At 68.7% G+C, this 2,774-nt stretch carries 1 protein-coding gene and 2 pseudogenes; 2 read left to right on the forward strand and 1 reads right to left on the reverse strand.

Annotation, left to right across the window (positions count from 1 at the left end; genetic code table 11):
* A pseudogene (locus DD1DGNOD_RS28625) lies at nt 1-521 on the forward strand (hypothetical protein); the annotation flags it as partial.
* Nucleotides 522-693: 172 nt separating this feature from the next.
* Here the strand turns inward: DD1DGNOD_RS28625 and DD1DGNOD_RS02285 are convergent.
* Complete coding sequence (locus tag DD1DGNOD_RS02285; RefSeq protein ID WP_131764980.1) at nt 694-1,425, reverse strand: M50 family metallopeptidase; 732 nt, start codon at nt 1,423-1,425, stop codon at nt 694-696.
* 347 nt (nt 1,426-1,772) lie between these two features.
* On the opposite strand from DD1DGNOD_RS02285, the pseudogene DD1DGNOD_RS26420 reads away from it, so the two are divergent.
* Nucleotides 1,773-2,774: pseudogene (locus tag DD1DGNOD_RS26420) on the forward strand (hypothetical protein); the annotation flags it as partial.

The raw sequence follows: 2,774 nt of genomic DNA on the forward strand, positions 1-2,774 counted from the left end.
CCGCTAGGGACCTGCGTCCGCTCTCCGGGCGATGGCGCAACGCAGGCTGGTGGGAGGACCTAGAGGCGTTGCCAGCGAGCACCTTCCCTGGATGGGACGTCGCTAGGGCAGCCGTCCACGCGAGCACCGTAGCCGACGCCGTAGCCGGCGACCGACTGATCCACACAGACCTGCACGCCCATCAGTTCATGATCGACGAATCTCGCGTCTGGGTGGTCGACTGGGGCTGGCCAGCCCAGGGCGCCGGTTGGGTGGACGCCGCATTCATGGTCATCCGGCTTGTCGGCGCGGGACATCCCCCGCAGCTAGCTGAGCAGTGGGCGGCCGGGCTGGCCTGCTGGGCTGGCGTGACCGACGACGGCCTGAGCGCCTTTGCCTCTCATGTAGCCGGGCTGTGGAGCGTGCGCGCCATGCAGGCGGGTACGCGCGCCGCGCAGAACCGGGCAGCCATGGCGCGCAGGTACGCGATCTGGCGCCTTTCCGGACCCGCCGCCGACAGGACGGCGTGGTCAGGCCGATGACTGGTGTTGTTGTCGGCATAGCACGACAGTGTTTCTCAGGGTGGATCCGCAGCTTGATCATGTCCTGGCTGCGCCGCCCGGTGCCGGGTATCCGGGCCTGCGGGCAACACAGGTCGTCGGCCGGATCCCCGCGTGACCGGTAAGGGTGGCCAGGATGGTCAGTTCAAGACGGTCAGCTCAGGAGCAGGGCTGTTCCACGGAACAGGCACAGGACACCGACCAGGCCGAAGCCGGCAACCCAGATCCCGCCGGGAACGCCCGTGAGCTCGGCCATGGCGTCCGCATCCGATGAGGACGGTCCGTTCCTGCGCTGCCGGCGCAGGTCGAGGACGGATCGGGGCCCGGACAGCAGCAGGAACCAGGTGAGGAAACAGGCGAGCGCGCTCTGCGTCCCCGCGGACGCCGAACGCAGCGCCAGCACGACCACCCCGGCGGTCGTGATGACGAGCATGATCCCAAAGTTGTTGCGGATGATGAGGAAGAGCGCGGCCAGCGCCACGACGGCGAGCATCAGCGTCGCTGTGACGTGACCGGCACTGAGCAGGGCTGCCGCGCCCAGCCCGAGTACTGACGGCGCAGTGTAACCGGCTGCCGACACGAGGAAGCTGGCCACCCGGCTCGGTCGTCCGTACGAGCCGGTGAGACCGGAGGTGTCCGAGAACAGCCATACGCCGAAGACCCAGTACCCGAGCAGGTAGGCGACGAGCGCATGACCACCCTCGTGCGCGATGGTGTCGAGATGACCGCTGTTGCGCCAGGTCCATCTGGGCGCGACGGCCGCGAGCGCGGCCATGCCGGTCAGCACGACGATCCACTGTGGCGCGGCCGCGCCGTCCACCACGTTGATCGCCAGCTCAGTGGTTGAGGTTATGGCCGTGCCCGTACTGCCGGTATCGATGTTCATGACGCCCCCGACGCGACTGAACCCGCATGAATCCTTGTGAGAGTGTTGTTCTATGGATTTCCTGTCTACTCATCACACAATTTGTTCACAAAAAGAGCAACGGAATATCCATCGGCCAACCGTCGATCAACCTAATTTCGATCATGATGGGGGAGTTGGCCCGGGGTCGCACCGGGTCGGGGCCGCGTCGGGGCGGACGGCGCGCTGCCGGTAAGGCTGTCTGGAAGGCCCAGGTCCCCGTCGCTCGAGGGAGAGAAGTCCTTAAGCTACGCCGATAGGCACGATCTACAAGGAAGTCCCCAGGTTTCTGAAAGCTTTCCCTCAGGCGTGACAGCGACGGTATGCATATGACACGTGTGTGGTTGAGTCTGGGGCTCCCCGCAGACCCGGGCATGATCGCGGAAGCGCTCGGGCCCGATTATGACGTTCTTCCTCCGTCGAGCGAGCCGCCGTTCGAGGAGCCGCCGCCGGCCAGTCCGGCTGGTTCGGCCAGTCCGGCTGGTGACGGGCTGTCCTGGATGCAGCCGCCGACTGTGACGGTCCGGACGATTCTGGTTGTGACGATGTACGACCGGGAACTGCTGCCGATCCTTGCGACCAGGCCGAGTGACGCCGTTGTGGTGCTGGTCACGCCACCTGGTGCCGATGTCCCACCGGAATTCGGGGCGCAGGCGCGAGCTGATGTGATCGGCCCCGCGTCGTCGGTTGCGAATGTGGTCGCGCTGGTCCACGCCGCGCCCTCGGAGGTGCCTGGGTCCCCTCCGGTGACCGCGCCGTGGTGGGTTGGCTCGGGCCAGCCGGCGCTGCCCGCCCCCGGTGGCCCCGGCACGGCCGTCGGCGCGGCCGCCGCCGGCGCGGCGGGCCGGCGTCCGGGTGGAGCCGGCGGCTCCCATCGGCGGCGCAACGGACTGATCGCGGCCGCCACGGTGATCGCCGTGGTCCTGGGCACCGGCGCCGCCGTCCTAGCCGCCGGCGCGGGGACGGACAGCACCCGCCAGGCCGCAGACCGGTTCTTTGCCGCGGACGAGTTCCCCGGTGACGGGACGGGCTACAGCCGGGTCCCCTACGGCGGATTCGGGGAAGGCCGCGGCCGATACGGCGGGTTCCCAGGCGGCGGGGGGCCGCAAGGCCGCCCCGGGCTGGCGGTTGACCGGGACAAGCTTCGAGAATGCCTGCAGAGCAAGGGCGTCACGGTTGACGGCGGCAACGCCCCGTCACGTCCGGACCTGACGGACTCCAAGGTCCGTGAGGCGTTCCGGCAGTGCATCGCGCAGCTGGGAGGCGGTTCCGGTCTTCCGGACGGCGGCCCCGACGGACCTGGTGGACCCGACGGACCTGGTGGATCCGAC

Origin of the sequence: Candidatus Protofrankia californiensis (genome assembly GCF_900634765.1) — a bacterium.
Lineage (GTDB): Bacteria > Actinomycetota > Actinomycetes > Frankiales > Frankiaceae > Protofrankia > Protofrankia californiensis.